Source organism: Agrobacterium sp. SOY23, assembly GCF_027212525.1.
GTDB classification, from domain to species: Bacteria; Pseudomonadota; Alphaproteobacteria; order Rhizobiales; family Rhizobiaceae; genus Agrobacterium; species Agrobacterium tumefaciens_I.
Window position 1 is genome coordinate 25,109 of sequence record NZ_JAPWDT010000005.1, and the last position, 19,434, is coordinate 44,542.

Below are 19,434 nucleotides of genomic sequence, written 5' to 3' on the forward strand. Positions count from 1 at the left end.
AGTGGGAACCCTATGGCGACCGTGGAATATCAGGGCATCGGGAAATCGTTCGGCGCCTTTACGATCATGCGCGACATTTCCTTCAAGATCGAGGACCACGAATTTGTGGTGCTTCTCGGTCCCTCGGGCTGCGGCAAGACGACCCTTTTGCGGATGACGGCGGGTCTTGAAACCGTCAGCGGCGGCGATCTCCTGATCGGCGGCAGACGCGTCAATGAGGTTCACCCGCGCGACCGTTCGATTGCGATGGTGTTCCAGAACTACGCGCTTTATCCGACCATGAAAGTCTATGACAACATCGCCTTTAGCCTCGAGGTCGCCAAGGTGCCGCCGGCCGAGATCAGGAAGCGGGTGGAATGGGCGGCCGCGACGCTCAATCTCACCGCCTATCTCGACCGTTACCCCAAGGAACTGTCGGGCGGACAGCGCCAGCGCGTCGCCATGGGCCGCGCCATGGTGCGCGAGGCGCAGGTTTTCCTGTTCGACGAGCCGCTGTCGAACCTTGACGCGAAGCTGCGCGCCCATATGCGCACGGAAATCCGCCAGCTGCATAACCGCCTGAAAACCACGACGATTTATGTCACCCACGACCAGATCGAGGCCATGACCATGGCCGACAAGATCGTCGTGATGCGGGCCGGCAAGATCGAGCAGATCGGCTCGCCGGACGACGTTTATGACCGTCCCGCCAGCAAATATGTCGCCGACTTCATCGGAAGCTCGTCGATCAATTTCCTCCCCGGAACGGTCGTCGCATCGAACGGCACACCCGCCGTCGATACGGCGACCGGACGGGTGCCGCTCGAAGCCACGACGACGGCAAGGACCGGGCAAAAGGTCATTGTCGGCCTGCGCCCCACCGATGTCGTGGTGGACGAGGCAGGCCCGCTTGCCGCGAAATCCGTGCTGCTCGAACGGCTCGGCCATGATGCGCAGCTTTTCTGCGACGGGCCGGACGGCCGCTTCCTGGCGGTGGTGGACAAGGCGGCGCGGTTTGCCGAGGGCAGCGATGTGCGTTTTTCCATCGCGCCCGCCAAGGTTCATGTCTTCGATGCCGAAACGGAGGTCCGCATCTGAGGGTGCGCGCGCCAAATCTCACAATATCGCGACTATCGGGCCGGGCAGACGGCCGCAGGAAAGGAATTTGCAATGAAATCGCGCTGGTCGGACTCAGAGTTCAAATCCGTGGTCGATGCCTATGTCGCCAAGGGAATCAACCGCGACCTCGCCATCCGCACCTATACGACACGGCTTCTCGGCGTCGATCCGGAGCTGGTGCTGCATGGCGGCGGCAACACCTCGGTCAAGACGGTGTTCACGGAAATGGACGGTTCCGAGGTCGATGTCCTGTGCGTCAAAGGTAGCGGCTGGGACATGGGCACCATCGAACCGCCGGGCCTGCCGGCTGTGCGCCTCGATCCGCTGAAGGCCATGGTCGGTTTCGAAACGCTGACCGATGACGACATGGTGATGCTGCAGCGCCGGCTGTTGCTTGATCCGGCCGCTCCCAATCCTTCCGTGGAGGCGATCCTGCACGGGCTGCTGCCGTTCAAACATATCGACCACACCCACGCCAACGCCATCGTGTCGCTGACCAACCAGCCGCATGGCGAAGAGATCGTGCGCGAACTCTTCCCCGACAGCATCATCGTGCCCTATGTCATGCCGGGTTTCGACCTTGCCAAGGCCTGCGACGCAGCCTTCCGGGCGAACCCGAAGGGCGACGGGATGGTCCTTCTCAAACACGGTATCTTCACCTGGTCTGAGGACCCCCGCCAATCCTATGAGGACATGATCGAGAAGATCGACAGGGCCGAACGGTGTATCGCGCAGGGCCGGGCGAAGCCGTTCAAAAGCATCGCCATTCCCGATAGGCTCGCCACCGCTGCCGATATCGCGCCGATCCTGCGCGGCGCAATCGCCATCGACACCGGCATCGAGGGCGCGCCGAAACGTTTCGTGCTCGAACACCGCACCGGCGAGAAGATCCTCGACTTCTGCAATGCCGAAAATGTCGAAAGCCTCGTCAAGCGCGGCAATGCGACGCCGGAACACATCATCCACATCAAGCGCTTCGGCGTGGCGCTGCCGGCCCCGGCGGAAGGAGAACTGGAGCAATGGGCCGAAACGGTCCGTGCGGCGGTGAGCGCCTATCAGGCCGAATACACGGCTTATTTCGAGCGCAACAATGCCCGCGTCGGTGGCATCAAACATATGCTCGACCCCATGCCGCGCGTGTTCTACGTCGCCGGCATCGGCCTCTTCGCGGCCGGGGCGGCGCGCAAGAACGCCATCGTCGGTGCGGATGTGGCGGAAGCCACCGTATCGGTCATCACCAATGCCGAAGGCATCGATGCCTTCGAGGCGCTTTCAGAGGCCGATCTCTTCGACATCGAATATTGGTCGCTCGAACAGGTGAAGCTGACCAAGGTTCAGGAAAAGCCGCTGACCCGGCAGGTGGCCATCGTTACCGGCGGGGCGAGTGGTCTCGGTCTTGCCGTGGCCGAAGCGCTGAAGGCGGAAGGGGCGGAAGTCGCGCTGTTCGATATTTCCGACGAGGCGGTGAGGCGGGAGGCCAAACGGATCGGCGCGTTTCCGGTGGTATGCGACGTCACCAGCCCCGCTTCCGTGGATGCGGCGGTGACAAGCGTGGCGCGGCATTTCGGCGGTGTCGATATTCTGATCTCAAATGCCGGGGCCGCCTTCCAGGGCAAGCTGCTTTCCGTCGATGAGGCGACCTTCCGCAAGGCGTTCGACCTCAATTTCTGGGGCCATCATTATATGGCGCGCGCCGTGGTGCGGGTTATGGAGAAGCAGAAGACCGGCGGGGCGATTGTCTTCAACGTCTCGAAACAGGCGGTCAATCCCGGCGCCGATTTCGGTCCCTACGGCACGTCCAAGGCGGCGCTGATGGCGCTGATGCGCCAATACGCAATCGAGCACGGCGTATCCGGCATCACCTCGAACGCCGTCAATGCCGACCGTATCCGCACCGGCCTAATGACGGATGCGATGGTGCAGGAGCGCTCGAAAGCGCGCGGCCTGACGCCGGAGGCCTATATGCGCGGCAATCTCGTCGGCCGTGAAGTGACGGGCGCGGATGTGGCGGCGGCCTTCGTGCACCTTGCGAAAGCGCGCAGCTCAACAGGAGCGGTGATCACCGTCGATGGCGGCAATGTCGCAGCGATGATGCGCTGAAGCCTGTCTCCCAAAGGTTTGAAGGAAAAGACCATGGCAAAAATACTCATTCTTGGCGCCGGCGTGATGGGCAGTGCGCTAAGCGTGCCGGCGGCGGACAACAGCCACACGGTCACCCTGGTGGGCACGCCCCTCGATGGCGAACCTGTTCGCCGCATGCAGGCGGGCGAGGCGCATCCGAAGCTCGACCGGCCGCTGCCGGACAATGTTACGATCCTTGCCGATCACGAATTGACGCCCGAGCATATGGCGTCCGCCGATTTAGTCATCATCGGCGTCAGCAGTCCGGGGATTCCATGGGCAATCAAGCGGCTCAACGAGACCCTTTTGACGCCGAAACCGGTCGCCTTCGTAACCAAGGGACTCGACCGCAAGCATGGTCGCATCGTCACTTATGCGCAAACGTTGCCGGGGCAGGTGGCGAATATGGCAGCCTTCATCGGCATCGGCGGACCCTGCATTGCGCGGGAACTGGCCAATCGCTATCCGACGACGAGCGTCTATGCCTGCCGTGACCGACAAACCGCCGATTTTGCGGCTGCATTGCTGCAAACCCCCTATTACCGCCTTGCGGTCAGTGATGATGTGATCGGGGTCGAAGCCTGCGCCGCCCTCAAGAATTTCTTCGCCATCGGCGTCAGTGCCATGCAGACCCGTTATCCCGATACCACGCGCGCCGACGGGCAATCCAAAAACCCGACGGCGGCCGCCTTCACACAGGCCGCCGGCGAAATGGCGATACTCTGCGAGCGGATCGGTGGACGGGGCGACACCGCCTTCGACCTTGCCGGCATCGGTGATCTGCATGTGACCGTTGGTGGTGGTCGCAACAGTCGGCTTGGCCACGGTCTCGGACGCAACCGAACGGTGAGCGGCATGATGGCCGGTGAACTCGCGGGCGAGACAGTGGAAGGTATCGACACGGCCCGCGTGCTGGCGGAATTGCTCAGCACTGTTCCTTCGGCGAAAACCGATTTTCCACTCGCCTGCGCGATCATCGCCGCCGTGCTCGATGGCGGCGCGCTGGACTTCGATTTCTCCACACTTTTTGCCTGAGCCTCAGGCCGCGCCGGCTGCGCAGCCACGAATTCGTTCTTCAGACACAGGGAAGGAAACCGCCATGAAAATTGCCCTGGGAGCCGACAGTGCCGGCAAACCCCTGCTGGATGTCATTGCCGCCCATCTGGCCGGGCGGCCGGATATCGAGGTCACCGACCTTAGCCAATCCGGTTATTACGCTGATCTTGCAGCCAGGATCGGGCAGGATATTCTGGAGCACAGGCACGATCGGGCCATCCTGTTTTGCGGCACCGGAATCGGCGTCTGTATTTCGGCCAACAAGGTGGCAGGCATACGTGCGGCTCTCACGCACGATACCTATTCGGCGGAGCGCGCCGCCAAATCGAACGACGCCCAGATCATCACACTGGGCGCGCGCGTCGTTGGTCCCGAACTGGCAAAGACAATCGTCGATACCTGGCTGGCTTCAAGTTTCGATCCTGACGGCCCATCGGCAGGCAATGTTCAGGCGATCAACAGGCTGGATGTGACACGGTAACGCGTTTTTTGGGGAAATCGATATCGTTATCAACGATTCGGGCATCCTGGCTGCGGTTCAAGGTTCCCAAGCATGCGGGCGAAGCCATCAAAGCATTTGCCTTGATTGGAACAGGCCAGGAAAAGATGGTCGCGCGTTCTGGCAATCGCGGCTTCGAACATCAGCCGTATTCCATCGGGTTGGGCAAGGGGCACCGTTGGTGCCCTCATCGGTGATCGCGGCTCGACTACGGATGAGAGCCGCTACTTTGTCGGTTATTTCAAGCAGTTGCAAAACCCTTACAACCGGGCCATGAAATGAATTACCTGAAGATCGCCTTTCATTAACTGTTTCAAGGAATCGTCCATGCCGACTGTCGAAAGCCTGCCCCCCTTGTCGCTGGATGGGCCGTCGTGGATTCGGCTGCGTCAGCAGGAGGAACTGCGCAGGGCGATGCTTGAGCGGCGTTTCGACGAAGTCGAACGTCTTTTGGCGGAACTGGAGGAGGCATGGTGGCAAGTCGCCGCCGTTCCGGACGATCGCTATACCTTTCTTGCAACCAGCTCCGCCCTGTTCGACAATACGGGTGTCGATGCGGCCCTGAGGCTTGAACTGTTGAACGAGTGGGTGCGATCCCACCCTGCCTCCTACCATGCGCATATGGTTTCCGGTGATTATTACTTCCGCCGGGCCTGCGATATCCGCACGGCGTCCTGGGCATCACAGGTGGGGGAAGATCAGTGGGTCGCCGCGCATATGGCCTGCATCAACGCAGCCGAATATCTGTTGAAGGCAATGACGCTTTCGCAGAGGCCGGCGGTCGCCTGCGAAATCATGATGCAGATATGCCAGTATCTCGGTCAGCCGGATTTCGTCGATGCGCTGTTTGACGGCGGGCCGGTTCGAAACACCATGCAGCGGGATGAGTTCGAGCCGGATACTTACGAGGCGGCTTGCGCCCAGCTTGCAAGGCACGGACTGAAACCACCCGGCATCGCCACCGCAACGCTTCCCGCCTCCGCACCGCCGGTACAGGAGGGGGATCTTCAAAATCCCGGTTATTACTGGCTGCGTTATTGCCTGTCGATCAAGCCCGGCTGGGCGGATGTGCTGGCGGATTATGCGCAATATCTGAGCGCGCGGTGGGGCGGTTCGGAGGGTGAGGTCGAAAAATTCGCTTCCGGCCCCCTGTGCGCGCAACTGAGTGAGAAGGAGCGCAACGCTATCCGCTGGCCGGGCGTTCACGATACGCTGACAATTCCCGACTATCCCGAGCCGGGTGATGTTCGAGGCGCTGCCGCGCGGCAGAAAAAATTCGAACAGTGGCTGTCACGAGACCTTCCCGACCGGCTGCGGTTCATTGCTCTCGGCAAATACGCCAATTTCACGCATTATTCCCTGCAGGACGCAGAACTGGCGCATCAGCGCCATGTCGAATCTGTCCGTTACCTGAAGGAACCGGGCACATATCCCGGTGTGGACGGGCCTTTCCGGGACTTCACCAATCTGATGTTGATCCACCATGTCGAGGATGTGGAAGGTGCCTATGCGCGGGTGCTGCAAACTGCCGTGCGCCGTTTCGATGAGCCGACGATGCTGACCATGGCGGCTTTTGCCTGGCAGTTCGGCATGTGGGGCATAGGGGCGGACCCCGAGATCGCTACACGGTTGATCGACCGGGCGGCTGAGCTTGCACCGCTCTACGAACCGGACGAATTCACGCCGATGCACGCCTGCCGGATGATATGGGACGGTGGCTTTCAGGACGAGTCCGCTTATCTCACGCGCGCCTTTGCGGAAAGACGTGCCTATGCGGCGGCGGCCAGCATGTATGATATCGTCAGGGGTACGCGGGACGACGCCAAACCGCATCTGCTTGACGAGAGCCAAGCGGATTACTGGCTTGAGCGGGCCGTCGAGGAAGGGGACCCGGTTGCGTTTTATAACTACGCCTGGCGCCTTGAAAATGTTCAAAACACCGATCTGACGATCCGCGAGAACTTCGAACAGGTTCGCAATCTTTATATCGGGGCAATGCATGGCGGCCTGGAGCTATCCGCGATCAAAGTAGCCAGTGTCAGCCGCCGGCATGGAACGCCGGAGGAAAAGCAGCAGGCCGTTGCCGACATGAAATCCCTTGTTGGCCACGATGACGATCATCTCGCCGGCGAAGCCTATGGGCAGGTCGTCCTCGCCTATAAATACGGCGACGGTGTTCCCAAGAGCGAGTTTATCGCCATGCAGTGGTTTGATCGATACAAGGAACTGTTCCCCGATCATTCGTCGCTCGACTGGATGGAAACGCAGGTTTACGGTTCGAGTGGCTGGCAGATGGCCGGGCGGGCGATCCGCGCTTTCTTCGGCAACAAACTTTCCAGTGACCATTTGCCGCCGAAATAAGGGCCATGAAAAAGCACTCGCCGCCGCATGATGGTCGATGGAGAGCCTTGATCTGGCTCGCTTTCGGTGACGCCGTTCTGCTGTTTTCCGGCGTCCTGCTGGTTTTGTCCCCACTTCTGCTGATCTTTTTTCTGAGTTCGCCGCTGTTGCTGGCGATTTTCGCCCTGCCGTCGCTGTCGTGGTTCTTTTATGGGCTGATGGTCCTGCGCGCCCGCGCCGTGCCACCACCATCGCCGGTCTCGGGTGAAATATTGCTCGATCCCGAAAAGTTTCCGGCTCTGGTCCGCGACCTCGAACGGTTGCGGCTTGCCTGCGACGCGCCCGGTTTTACAGAGGTTTGCGTCAACGCCGAGCTCAATGCGTCCATTTACCAGAGGGGAGCGCGCTCCGGTTCGCGCAAGCACATTCTCGTGCTTGGTCTGCCGCTTCTGGCCTTGCTGACGAAGGCCCAGGCTGAAGCTGTGCTTGTTCATGAATATGCGCATATTTCCCGGTTGCACGGCCATTTCGCCCGTTGGGCCTATATGGCGCGGCAGCGCTGGGCGAGGCTGGGCGAACTGCATGAGCGCAACCATCGGCTGATTACCGCGCCGCTGCGGCTGTTTTTGTCCTGGTACGTGCCGCGCATGATGCGCGAGACGCTCGAATTCTCCCGCCGTTGTGAGAAGGTCGCCGATGCGCAGGCAGTCGAGATATGCGGTTCGGAACTTGCCCTGAAGGCGGAACTCGCCCTGGCTCTGCGGCAGAGAGCAATGACTGACGGCTTCTGGCCGGGTATATTCGAGTGTGCGGGAGAAGCGGATATTGGCTCCGCCAGGCCGTTTACGGCGCTACTTGCCGAGCCCGCGACAAGCCATCCGCGCGATGGTGCGCAGGCGGCCGTCTGGCTGCACGAGAGCCTCTGCGAAAAGCCGGACCCCGGCAGCACACATCCATCCCTTTTCGAACGTGTCGAGACGACCGGTTTCGATCCCTCCGGTCCGCTTCCCGATCGCCTGCCCTGGCGACTTGATCAGGCGTCGGCTGCCGCAAACTGGCTGGGGAAGGAGGCGCCCGCCCTGGCCACACAACTCGATGAGAGCTGGCGCGAGAATGCCATGCAGGACTGGCGAAATGCAAAGCGCTGGCAGGTGAACCGGCATGACGAATTTAAAACCCTGCTACACCGTCGCAGGCAGCAGCTATTTGACGAGCAGGACTGGCTGCAACTGGCGTTACTGGCGAAGAAGTTCGATCAGACAGGGGTGCTTCGCGCTGAAGCGATTACAGAGGGATTGCAACACTTTCCCGAAGACCAGGCGCTTTTGCAGCTAAAAGCTGATGATCTGGAGCAGGCCGGCGACAGCCATGAGGCGATTGCGCTGTGGCATCGCATCGGCCAGCCCTCTTCTTCTTTCCAGGTCCGGGCTCATCGCCGTCTTTGTGAACTTTATCTGCGGCAGGGGGACAAGGCAGCGGCAGAAGATCACCGGCACATTGCAGACCGATTGTGGGCAAGCGAGGAGGTGAGGCAAACCGCGGCAGCCGGCCTTTTTCCACACGGAATGGAGGCGTCCGAACTCGCATTGCTGCAGAGCAAGCTCCAGCCGCTCCATCAGCATGCGCGCGCCATCTGGCTTTGCCGCGACACGCCGCCGAGCAGCCAAAAGCCGACCCGATGGTTTTTGTATGTTGAGGCCTATGACGGTTGGTTCATGCGCCTCGTCGGCAGGCTGACGGGCGAGAGGGACTATAATGCTTCCGCATGCGAACGGTTGATCGAGCGCTTGTCACCACGGCTACATATTGACCACGAAGTCAAATTTATCGGACCATCGGAACAAATTCCGGTCCATTGCACACCCGACAGTTTGATCGCGCGGGCCGGCCTTGTGGTGACGCAAATCACTGACAAGCCTTGAAAGACGGTGAAAGGGACATTCAGGCGGGAAATTTCAGCACCTGTAATATGCCTCAATTACTCCTGCACTGGCGCTTCGAGCCCAGTTCCGGCGTCAATCAACGCGACGTGCTCACGGTGCCAACCGCACAATGATCGCGGCCCCAGAAGACGATAACTGTCGCTCGATGGCCAGAGCTTGCGCTGAATCAATACCACCGATGGGGACTACGCCGCCCATAATTGGCTCTCTCACCACCGGCTCGAAGATGACTTCTCCATCAACCAGCAGCTGGATTTTTTGCCCGAGAGCTGCATGCGTGAAATTCTCGAAAGCCTTTGTGCTTTCCCGTGTCAACGCAATTTCCACCCTAGGCCCGGCAGCGGGATCGACCGAGGCTTTCGCCCTTGCGACCTTGAGCGAAACGGGTGCAATGTCTCCGGCGCCGTCGATAGAGGTTTTGCCGCCATCGGTCTGGTTGGGCGAGGGAGGCGTATCGGCATCGGTCTTCGGGCGGTACTGATCCAGATCGATCGAAGTTTGCGCATTGTTTTTGGGCAAGGGTTCAACGAGCTGGCCAGACAGGGCGTTGGCGTTCCATGCATGCGGCGCGGGCAGGACCGGTGGCTGATCCTCCTGCCATATGTGCACAGCCACGGTGACGGTCATGCCGCCGACACTTGCGACCGTGTTTTCCAGCACTTCGAGTGTCGAGCCGTCGCGTGTCGAATTGACATAGGTCACCGTCCGTGACTTCGCGGCGCTTCTGACCTGCGCCAGCTGGGCGTCAGTCAGTTGCTTCGCCCGGTCTCCGAAACTTGCAATGATGCCATCGATCGACGCTTGCTGCGATTGCAGCAGGGTAACCGGATCGTAGGTGACCTTAGCGATGAAAGTGGCCGTTTGCCTCGTTTTGTCGGCAGCTTCGAGTTTCCACACGGTGCTTGTCGGGACGAGCATGCCTTTCAGCTCTTCATTGCCTGCAACCGTCCACTCCTGTCCGATATCGGCCGTGAAAGCTTCAGAAGACTGTCCAAGCCCCAGGGTCATGATTTCAGGCGCAAGAACGTCGATAATCGTGAGAGGGCTATTTTTGACGGTCTGGAGCATGCGAGAGGCTGTGCTATCTGGTGCGGAGCTGGACAGCAGTCTTTCCATATTGGCGACGATCTGATCCGCGCCGATCAGCGCCGTCGGAGTACCGCTCGGATCGGCCTCGAATTCCAATTGTTGAACGCCGTAGGCGGCGAGTGAATTGCGAAACATGGCGTTCATCGGATAAGAATCCGCAGCATCCGCCACATCCGGTGGGAGATCGGCGGAAAGCCTCCATTGCACCCGCATGCCCTCGTCGTCCCGCGATAGCACGGTTGCCGATTGACGGAAATCGCCACGCAAGACAACGGAGGATGCTTCCGGCTTGTCGAGCCAAAGCGACATGTCGGTCTCGGTCGTCTTTTGAACGCGATAATGACGCTCAGTCCCGACGGCAGGCGCATAAGGCGGAACGGTCACGTTCTCTGCCGCCTGTGCGAGGCCGACTGTTATCGTTGCCTGGAATATCAGCCCGGCAGCGAGAAAGAGGGGAGGGACCAGACCGATATTGCGGCGCGTTGCGTTCTTGCGAATTTGCATGCCCTCCGGTTACGGCTTTTCCAACAGGTGACATGCCGATTTCGTACTGTCTATCCCAGGTTCAATGCTACACGGCTCCCATAAGCAGTGATTTTTAATCATTGAATCCTGTCCTGCGTCGCGATTCCGCGATCATTGCACTCAGGCGGTGCTGCAGTTCGGGCGGTACACTTTCAAGCCCGGTTTGCGATGGCGTGTCATGGCGATCGGCTATTTCCCAATTCCGACAGATGCTTGAACGCGCCGACGAACACCTTGGCGTTGGTAATATGCCGCTCGTCCAGCAGATATTCCCTCTTGAGGGTTCGCAGCCTCAGCATCGATGTCTCGTCACCGCGATCGGATTGACTGGTAAAATGGAAATCCGTGACGGAATCCAACGGCAGAACCTTACCCTTGATGTGCACTGCCTTCTGGTCGAGCGCCAGCTTTGCGCCGAACGAAACACGTTTGCCCGCCCGCAACTGCGCGATTGCTGCCGATAACAGATGGGATTGGCAGCGATGTTCGAGCAGATCCACAAATAGCGCGCTGTCATGCCAGATCGGCCATCGAAGCCTGATCGAGGGGCCTTCATCCAGCAAGAGGCGGGTGGAGGACCTCCCGACATCGTTCTGCAGACCACGAACCTGATCGAACCTCAGTTGCCGCCGACCGTAACGGAAGCTATCGCGGCTAATGATAAAGGGGCGCGGCGCCGACAGGAAAGCCATGAGCGTCGGCAGATAATAGACGGTGCCGGCCAGGGCCGCGAAGGCGAAAAAATAGGCGTATCCCATGTTCGGGAAGTTGCGATGCGGTGAATTCAGTTTGGCATTTACGACAACCGCCGCCAAAAAGCCGGCGACCAGAAGGCCGCCGAGGCTCCACAAGAAAGCGCCGACTGGAAACCGGCGAGAGACACGCATCTCGTCGATGCCCTCGAGGTCCAAGGCATCGTAGCCTCTCTTTATGCCGATGGAGCGCTCACCGAGGATGGATGTCATGGGTGTCGGGCACCGCCGTGAGCGGCAGGGCCATCGTCGGAGTGTTGCCCGCTGCTCTGCTCATAAAGCTCGCAAAGGCGCATATATTCCCTCGCGGAGCAATTGAAGGTGATGGCCTCGCGCTTGATCTTCCTGTCCAAGGTGCGGACATGCAGCGCTGCCCCCGTGGTGAGACCAAAGCTGCCAAGGCTCACCCATTCGTTTTCGATGATGTCATGCCAGCGCATCAGCGGTTTACCGCGAAACGTCAGACCTTCCTGCGAAATCATCAGAACGGGCGCACCGAGCGTGAGCCATTTCGGCAGCGCACGCAGGCAGAAGAACAGGAAGCCGGCTCCTGCTGCGATGAGAAGCAGCCATACCGGTCTGTCGAGCGGTGCACCGGCCGGTGCCTTGCTGAAAATCCGATAGGCAAAATAAAGGGCGACCCCGCACGTTCCCAGCAGCAGGATGCTCAAAAGCGTGAGCTTGACGACAGAGTGATAAATGGCGTGCGGGCTGGATAGCTGGCTACGCATCGTTTTGGAAACATAGGTCACGGCGATTTTTCCAATTGGGGTCCGTTAACAAGCTATAGCAATGGCTTAGCTGAATATAGCGTAATCGGATGTCATGCGGGTAATTGCGATATGGTGTTTGGTTCAGACGGGCACGTTGCAAATTTTCCTGTTTGGCGCGTGTTGACGAATTGTGATGGCGTCTTTCGTTTCAGCGGGGGGCGCCCGGTTTCATCAACGTTAGTTGAGGCGTTGACTGGTCGCGGCATCGAACAAATGGATCGATGCCAGATCCGGCTGAACCTGTATGGTCGCGCCCGGCTGCGCCTGCACACGCTCGCGGAAGACACCGATGACCTGGTGTTGGCCGAGCATCATCGTGACCTGCGTTTCCGACCCCATCGGCTCCACCAATAAAACGGTCGCGGGGAGGCCATGGTCGGCCAGTTCGAAATGTTCCGGGCGGATGCCGTAGATCGCGTCACCCGAGACGTGGCCGGGCGGGAGGGGCAGGACGACGCCGTCAGCCTCGAAGCCACCGGCGGTAAGTCGTCCCTTGATGAAATTCATCGCCGGCGAGCCGATGAAACCCGCGACGAACGGATTGGCCGGCCGGTCATAAAGCTCGAGCGGCGCCCCGCATTGCTCGACCCGTCCGGCATTCATCACCACGATCTTGTCGGCCATGGTCATGGCTTCCACCTGGTCATGCGTGACGTAAACGGTGGTGACGCCGAGGCGCTGGTGCAGCCCCTTGATTTCACCACGCATCACGACGCGCAGCTTGGCATCGAGATTGCTGAGCGGTTCGTCGAACAGAAAGACCTGAGGATTGCGGACGATCGCGCGGCCCATGGCGACACGCTGCCGCTGACCGCCGGAAAGCTGGCGGGGGAACCGTTCAAGTAACGGCGTCAGCCCCAATATGTCAGCTGCCCAGCTCACCCGCTCGGCGATCTCGGCTTTGCTGCCGCCGCGATGCTCGAGCGAAAAGGCCATGTTTCTTGCCACGCTCATATGCGGATAAAGCGCGTAGTTCTGGAAGACCATCGCGATGTCACGGTCTTTCGGTTCGATCTCGTTGACGACACGGCTGCTGATCGAGATATCGCCGCCGGTCACGGTTTCAAGGCCGGCGATCATCCGGAGCAAGGTGGATTTGCCGCAGCCCGAAGGGCCGACGAGGACCACGAATTCGCCATCGGCAATATCGATATCGACACCATGGATGGTGGCGAGTGCGCCATAGCTTTTCTTGACGGATTTAAGGGTAACGGGTGCCATGGGTCAGCCTTTCGATTAGCCTTTAAGGCCGGTATGGGCGAGGCCTTCGACGAATTGTTTCTGCGCAACGATGAAGACGATGAGGACGGGAATGGCGGTCATCGTCGCAGCGGCAAGCTGGATGTTCCACATCGGCCCGCCATAGGCGTCGGTAAATTGTGTCAGTGCCTGGGGCAGGGTGAATTTGTCCGGGCTGGAAAGAAAGACGATGGGTTCGAGATAGAGGTTCCAGCTGCCGAGAAATGTGAAGATCGCAACGGCGGCCAGCGCCGGACGGGCAAGCGGCAGGGCGATGGTCCAGAATATCTTGAACCGGCCGAGGCCATCGACCCGTGCGGCTTCCTCCAGTTCCACCGGCAGCGAGATGAAGAACTGCCGCATGATGAAGGTGGCAAAGACCGCCGGCGCACCGAAGATCGGTACCAGGATCAGCGGCCAGTGCGTGTTGATCATGCCCCATTTGAGAAACATCCGGAACAGCGGAACCAGCGTCACTTCGGACGGGATGAGCAATCCCACCAGCACCACCATGAATATGGCGTTGGCGAAGGGGAACCTGATGCGCGCAAAGGCATATCCGGCCATCGACGCCACTGCCATGGTGCCGATGGTGACGATTGCGGCGATATAGGCGGAGTTCCAGTACTGCAGCGCGAAGGGCTGTATTCTGAAAACGTCGGAATAGGACGAAAAATCAAAGGCGCGCGGCCAGATATCAGGCGGAAAGGCAAATATCTGGCTGACGGGTTTGACCGACGACGTGACCATCCACCAGGTCGGAAAAACGAAGGGGACAAGCAGCACGCAGAGTATGAAATAGATCAGCGTCTGCGCGCGTGGGCTGAGTTCAGTTTTCATAGAATACGAACTTTCTGCGCAGGTGCCATTGGATGAAGGTGAGCGCGCCGACAATGACCAGCAGGATGATGGAGAGTGTCGAGCCGTAACCGAAGAGGTAGAACTGGAAGGCCTGCTGGTAGAGGTAATAAACGAGAACCGTCGTGGAAAAACCCGGTCCGCCCTGCGTGAGGATCATGATCTGCGCAAAGACCTGCAACGCACCGACGATGGTGACGATGGAAGCGAGCAGGATCGTGGGGCTGATCATCGGCAGGGTGATGCGATAGAATTGCTTGAAGCGCGGCACGCCATCGACGCGCGCGGCTTCGAACAGTTCTCGGGGCACGCCCTGCAGCGCGGCCAGAAACAGGATCATGTTGAGGCCGAGATTCTTGAGCGCCTGCACCACGATGACCGAGATCATCGCGGTTGTTGGGTGGCGCAGCCAGTTGGGACCTTCGACGCCAATCATTTGCAGGAGGCCGTTGATGCCGCCATTGTTCTGCAGAAGGAAGCTCCACACGATTGTCCAGGCGACCAGCGACACCACGACCGGTGAAAAGAACAGCGTGCGGAACACGGTCATGAAGGCCAGTTTCTGGTTCAACAGCAACGCAAGCCCCAGCGCCAGGCTCATATTGAGGAGCGCAAGCCCGGCCGAGAACACGGCGGTCACGGCCAGCACTTCGCCTATGGCCGGGTCGCCGAGCAGCTTCTGGTAATTGGCGACGCCGGTGAACCGGAAAGATCCTGCGAGCACGTTCCACTCATGCAGTGAATACCAGAAGACCAGCACCAGCGGCACGAGCACGAAGACAACGATGCCGATGAGTTGCGGCGCTATGAACAGATAACCGGTGGCGGCGTCACGGCGCGCCATGGTCCAGAAGCCGCGCCTAGCCTGTGTCTGCACTGTCTGGAGGGCAAGCGTCATGGCTTTTCTTCCTTCTGCCTTTCGCATCCACCGAAAATCGGGTGACTAGGAAGCGTCAATTGGCCGCCAGCAAGGGATCGAGACGGCCGCAAAGCGCTTGCAGGACAGCCGCGACATCGGCATCGGGGCGCCAGAGACCGTCGAGGCCAGCGCGAACAGTCTGTTGCAGCCGGGCAAAATTGAGAACCTGCTGCGTCGACTGGCCCGTGGCGACGCCGCGAATGACCACGGCCTCTATCTGTTCGCGCGACAGCAATGGGTTGGCGGCCGCGAGGACATCGGCGGTAAGCAAGCTCTGCCGTGCCGGCGGGAAAAACCGCGCGAGCTTGGCTACATTAGGCTTGGAGGAGAAAAACGCCAGGAATTCCGCCGCGAGCTTCGGGTTTTTGCCGCTGGCCATGACGCCAATGCCTGCCCGACCTGTTACGGCATAGTCACCTGCAGGTCCTTTAGGCAACGGCACGAGATCCCAGTCGAAGGCCTTGTCGCCTTTCGGCAGCAGCGCTGCGCGGCTGATCTGGGTGGTCGTCATCGCCGCATCCCCGGCAAAAAAGTCGGCAGAAACACCGGGGCCCGGCATGGCTTTTTTCACGAAGATCGCATCGTGGATGAAGCGCATGGCCTCAACCATCTCCGGACTGGCAAAAGCGCAGGACTTCGTGTCTTTCGACCAGGGATAGGCGTTCCAGCCGGTATAGACTTCGGCAAGGTTCTCCCAGGCCTTGTATTCGAAATCACGAATGATCACTCCCTGTTTGCCGGTGGCGGCGACTTTCGCGGCCGTCGCAATGGCGTTGTCCCAGTTCCATTCGCCGGCAGCGATCATCTCGGCGGGTGTCTTGGCACCTGCCGCCCGGATCATGTCGTTGTTGACGAAAACGCCGAAGGGCGATGTCGAGAAGGGATAGAGATATTGTACCCCTTCATACGACCAGGCGGTGAGTGTTGCCGGGGGGAAGTCGCCCATGTCGTAACCTTGCGTATTGGCAAAGGTTTCGGTGAGGGGATAAAGCGCCCCGGCCGCCATGAAGTCAGGGGCTGTCGTGTCGAACAGCCAGGCCAGATCGGGCGGATTGCCGCCGGCAATCTGGGTGGTCAGGGTGGTGGCATAACCTTCGTAGGCAAGCGAATCATAGGTGATCTTGACACCGGGATGGTTGGCTTCAAATTCACCGGCGATCTCGTTGAAGAGGGCGAGATGGGCTTCGTTGGCGCTCCAGATGGCCATTCGCAATTCCTGCGACAAAGCCGGAGAAACCAGCCCGGATGTGACCAGAAAACCGGTCACTGCAATTTTGACTATACTCCTGCGCATGAATAATCCTCCCAGATTATACGTTTTGGCTAGTAGCCGCGAATATCAGGCCAATGGCGCTCCACCCCTTGGCGTTCGATGTGGGTGTGAAACTCCGCCAGCCGCTTTTCATCGGCATGCACGCCATGCGGGGTCTCGCCCCTGTCGAAGCAATAGGCGGCCAGCATGCCGGCCACTTCGCCGATGTTCCATTCGACCGGATGCAGCCTGTAACAACCATTGGTGATATGCGTCGTGCCGATATTCTTGGATGCCGCCAGCAGGTTCGTTTTGTGGCGGGGAATAAGGGCACCCAGCGGAATTTCGAAAGGGCAGGCGCCGACATCGATATAATTATCGCCGCCCGTCGAGGGGTGCAGATCGATACGGTACATGCCGACGCCGATGCTGTCGCGGTAATACACCGCGCCGCGATCGCCGCGCACGGCAAGCGACAGATCCTGTTCGACCACAGTGGTCAGGGCGCGAATACGACGGCTTTCACGGATATAGGGTGCCATGGCCAGGCCATGCTCCGTGCCGGTAATATCGCCGCGCAGGCGCAGACCCGGAAAACCCTGACCGCCATCCGGGCGAGGCGCCTCGGTCTGCATCCAGTAGAACATGGAATAGGAGAGGCTTGCCGCATCGGCCAGCCGCTCGGCATATTGTTCGGGAGTGACGTCGATGATCGGTGCCTCGAAATAATCGATCATCGGCCAGTTCACGAGGCAGATATCGCTGGCATAGGCGCCGGGCCGAAATGTATGGCGGGCGGCAATGCGGCGGAATATCCAGAGACTCATATCGCCGGCGCTGTGGCGCTGGTCGGCAACGTCGCGTGTTGCATTGTCGACCGGATTGGGATCGAAAAAGCGGCGGCTGCGCTCCAGCGTCCGCGGATTGGGCGAGTCCCAGCTCAATAGCGGGCCGCCCCAGAATTCGGGGGCAACCTGACGCCAGTGGTCATACCGGGCGGGCTTGTCGATGACATGATTGCCGTCAACCTGATCGACGGCGAAGCAGATCGAGACGGCCTGCTGATTATCCGGTTGCGCCTCCGCCGGCGCGCTCGGTTCGCCGGTTTCGGATTGGGCTTCGAAACCAGTGACATAGTCGGTTGCGGTCAGCGGCAGCAGATCGCCCAATTCGGTGGCGTCGATGATGTAGCGGGCCGAACAGGATATGAGATCGCCCGTATTGCAATGGCGCAGCGTTACGGCCCGCACGGTGTCGCCGTCGACCTCGGCCGCAATTGGCTCATAGGGCTTGAGGATGGTCAGCTTGCCGCCGGCCGCGTAAGGGGCAAGCATTGCCTCCATCACCGCCAGCGAAACCCGTGGTTCATGGCACAGGCGAGATACATTGCCGTCGCCGGGGTTGAGCGTCAGATCCGCCCGGGCGGCGTCCGTCAGCGGATAGTGGTCGCGGTAATATTGCCGCACGCCCGTGCGCAGGGCGCGATAGCTGGCCGTGATCCCGAACTGTTCGACCCAGCTGTGCTCATCGGGCGGCACGGCCTGGCTGGTCAGCTGGCCGCCAATCCACTCGAATGCTTCGGTCAGGATAACGCTGCGGCCGTTGCGCAGGGCCCCAAGCGCCGCCGCCACGCCGCCAAGTCCGCCGCCAACCACAAGAATATCTGCATTGTATTCTCTCACGTCAGGTTCTCTTTCCTTGAGTTGGGGCTTGAGTTGGGGAGCCAAGCGTTTCGCCCGCCACGATGTCGCAGCCCAGCAGTATCTGCCGTACGGGGCCGGGGGGGCTGGTGAGGGTTTCGACCAGCATGGAGGTCGCCTGCCTGCCCATCTCTTCTCGGGGGATGGCATAGGAGGTAAAGACGCGTTGCAAGCGGAGCGTATGCGTGCGTGTGCCGCTGCCCAGCACCACGATGGAAAGATCGCCGGGAACGCTCACCCCCTGCGCACGAGCATGATTATCGAAGACCACCGCTTCGGCCACCTCGGCAAAAAAAACCACGCTCGCTCCGCTGGCGCGAACGGCGGTCAGTTGCTCTGCCGGATCGCCATTTTCGCTTTCATGGGAATAGACCAGCTCGGCCGCACCTTCGATCGCGGCCAGAAAACCACGCCAGCGATCGCTGATGGATTCCGCCGGACCCGTCGCGCCGATAAAGGCGAAACGGCGATGGCCGGCGGCAAGCGCCTCTCGGACAAGAGCATGCGTGGCAGTCACATAATCCGCGCCAACATAACGCACCGGCCCGCCAGCATCGTCACGACGGCCGACTGCGACATAGGGATAGTCACCGGCAACCAGCTGGGCCAGCTCATCGCGATCGAACTGGCTGCCCAGAATGAGGCATCCGTCGGCTAGTCGAAGCCGACCCGTTTCCCCGAAGATGCGCTTGCGGCCGTTATCGTCGCGCGCCGCAGCCGTCATCAGCAGAAGGTCGTAGCCCAACCTCTCCGCTTCCTCCTCGATCCCCATCAGAAAAGGCGTGTAGAAATCGGCCTGCGCGATCGGAAAAGCCGGCTGATAGGTGAAAACGCCCAGAATGCGGTTGGCCCCCTTGACCATGCTGCGTGCGACGGGATCCGCCACATAACCGGTATCCCGAATGGCCTTCAGCACACGCTCGCGCGTTTCCGGCGGAATACGGCCTTCAGCGGATTTCGCCTCGTTGAGCACGAGCGAAACCGTCGCCTGGCTGACACCCGCGAAGATCGCAATGTCCCGTTGCGTCAAGCGCCTAACCATCGAAACCTCATCTCCCGGCGTTTGCTAATTCGTATTAGCTGCTTATACGTATAAACAGAGTTTACGAGAGGATGTCAAGAGTGAGTCGCTCCACGATGATGTGTCAGGTTCCGGCACGGAGCATGTTGCAGCAGGCAGTTCGCTGGCGGCATGATTCACAACGTTCAGACGTCGTTCGGCATTTCAGCGATGATGACAGCAGTCAGCTCCGAATTGAATTATTGAGCG

15 protein-coding genes are annotated in these 19,434 nt (G+C 60.0%); 6 read left to right on the forward strand and 9 right to left on the reverse strand.

Features of this window, described 5'->3' with window-relative positions:
* Window positions 1–12 precede the first annotated feature (12 nt).
* The 6 genes from O3S81_RS15425 to O3S81_RS15450 all read left to right on the forward strand — a co-directional run bounded on the left by O3S81_RS15425 (window position 13) and on the right by O3S81_RS15450 (window position 9,036).
* Window positions 13–1,077: an ABC transporter ATP-binding protein gene (locus O3S81_RS15425; RefSeq protein ID WP_269344508.1), complete on the forward strand. Its 1,065-nt coding sequence runs from the start codon at window positions 13–15 to the stop codon at window positions 1,075–1,077.
* Between the two features lie 72 nt (window positions 1,078–1,149).
* Window positions 1,150–3,198: a bifunctional aldolase/short-chain dehydrogenase gene (locus O3S81_RS15430; protein WP_269344510.1), complete on the forward strand. Its 2,049-nt coding sequence runs from the start codon at window positions 1,150–1,152 to the stop codon at window positions 3,196–3,198.
* A 33-nt stretch (window positions 3,199–3,231) separates the two neighbouring features.
* Window positions 3,232–4,254: an NAD(P)H-dependent glycerol-3-phosphate dehydrogenase gene (locus O3S81_RS15435; RefSeq protein ID WP_269344512.1), complete on the forward strand. Its 1,023-nt coding sequence runs from the start codon at window positions 3,232–3,234 to the stop codon at window positions 4,252–4,254.
* Window positions 4,255–4,318: 64 nt separating this feature from the next.
* On the forward strand, window positions 4,319–4,756 hold the full coding sequence (locus O3S81_RS15440) for an RpiB/LacA/LacB family sugar-phosphate isomerase (protein ID WP_269344514.1): 438 nt from the start codon (window positions 4,319–4,321) through the stop codon (window positions 4,754–4,756).
* Between the two features lie 345 nt (window positions 4,757–5,101).
* Window positions 5,102–7,135, forward strand: coding sequence for a DUF4034 domain-containing protein (locus tag O3S81_RS15445; protein WP_269344516.1), 2,034 nt, complete (start codon window positions 5,102–5,104; stop codon window positions 7,133–7,135).
* Between the two features lie 146 nt (window positions 7,136–7,281).
* Window positions 7,282–9,036, forward strand: a complete 1,755-nt coding sequence (locus tag O3S81_RS15450) for a M48 family metalloprotease (RefSeq protein WP_269344518.1) — start codon at window positions 7,282–7,284, stop codon at window positions 9,034–9,036.
* Window positions 9,037–9,147: 111 nt separating this feature from the next.
* Here O3S81_RS15450 and O3S81_RS15455 read toward each other — a convergent pair whose 3' ends face one another.
* From O3S81_RS15455 to O3S81_RS15495, 9 genes are all read right to left on the reverse strand, one after another.
* Window positions 9,148–10,650 (reverse strand): SecDF P1 head subdomain-containing protein, encoded by a 1,503-nt coding sequence (locus O3S81_RS15455; protein ID WP_269344520.1) that lies wholly within the window; start codon window positions 10,648–10,650, stop codon window positions 9,148–9,150.
* 197 nt (window positions 10,651–10,847) lie between these two features.
* On the reverse strand, window positions 10,848–11,636 hold the full coding sequence (locus O3S81_RS15460; protein ID WP_269344523.1) for a hypothetical protein: 789 nt from the start codon (window positions 11,634–11,636) through the stop codon (window positions 10,848–10,850).
* The gene (locus O3S81_RS15465; RefSeq protein WP_269344524.1) at window positions 11,633–12,175 is read right to left on the reverse strand and encodes a hypothetical protein; all 543 of its coding nucleotides are present in this window, start codon (window positions 12,173–12,175) and stop codon (window positions 11,633–11,635) included. The genes O3S81_RS15460 and O3S81_RS15465 overlap by 4 nt, the downstream gene beginning before the upstream one ends.
* Before the next feature lie 198 nt (window positions 12,176–12,373).
* Window positions 12,374–13,417, reverse strand: a complete 1,044-nt coding sequence (locus tag O3S81_RS15470; RefSeq protein ID WP_269344526.1) for an ABC transporter ATP-binding protein — start codon at window positions 13,415–13,417, stop codon at window positions 12,374–12,376.
* Window positions 13,418–13,432: 15 nt separating this feature from the next.
* Complete coding sequence (locus tag O3S81_RS15475) at window positions 13,433–14,275, reverse strand: carbohydrate ABC transporter permease (protein ID WP_080813145.1); 843 nt, start codon at window positions 14,273–14,275, stop codon at window positions 13,433–13,435.
* Window positions 14,265–15,191: a carbohydrate ABC transporter permease gene (locus tag O3S81_RS15480; RefSeq protein ID WP_269344529.1), complete on the reverse strand. Its 927-nt coding sequence runs from the start codon at window positions 15,189–15,191 to the stop codon at window positions 14,265–14,267. Before O3S81_RS15480 ends, O3S81_RS15475 begins: the two co-directional genes overlap by 11 nt.
* Window positions 15,192–15,246: 55 nt before the next feature.
* Complete coding sequence (locus tag O3S81_RS15485; protein WP_269344530.1) at window positions 15,247–16,506, reverse strand: ABC transporter substrate-binding protein; 1,260 nt, start codon at window positions 16,504–16,506, stop codon at window positions 15,247–15,249.
* Window positions 16,507–16,535: 29 nt separating this feature from the next.
* Window positions 16,536–18,146: an FAD-dependent oxidoreductase gene (locus O3S81_RS15490; RefSeq protein WP_269344532.1), complete on the reverse strand. Its 1,611-nt coding sequence runs from the start codon at window positions 18,144–18,146 to the stop codon at window positions 16,536–16,538.
* Window position 18,147: 1 nt separating this feature from the next.
* The gene (locus O3S81_RS15495; RefSeq protein ID WP_269344534.1) at window positions 18,148–19,206 is read right to left on the reverse strand and encodes a LacI family DNA-binding transcriptional regulator; all 1,059 of its coding nucleotides are present in this window, start codon (window positions 19,204–19,206) and stop codon (window positions 18,148–18,150) included.
* Between the last annotated feature and the right edge of the window lie 228 nt (window positions 19,207–19,434).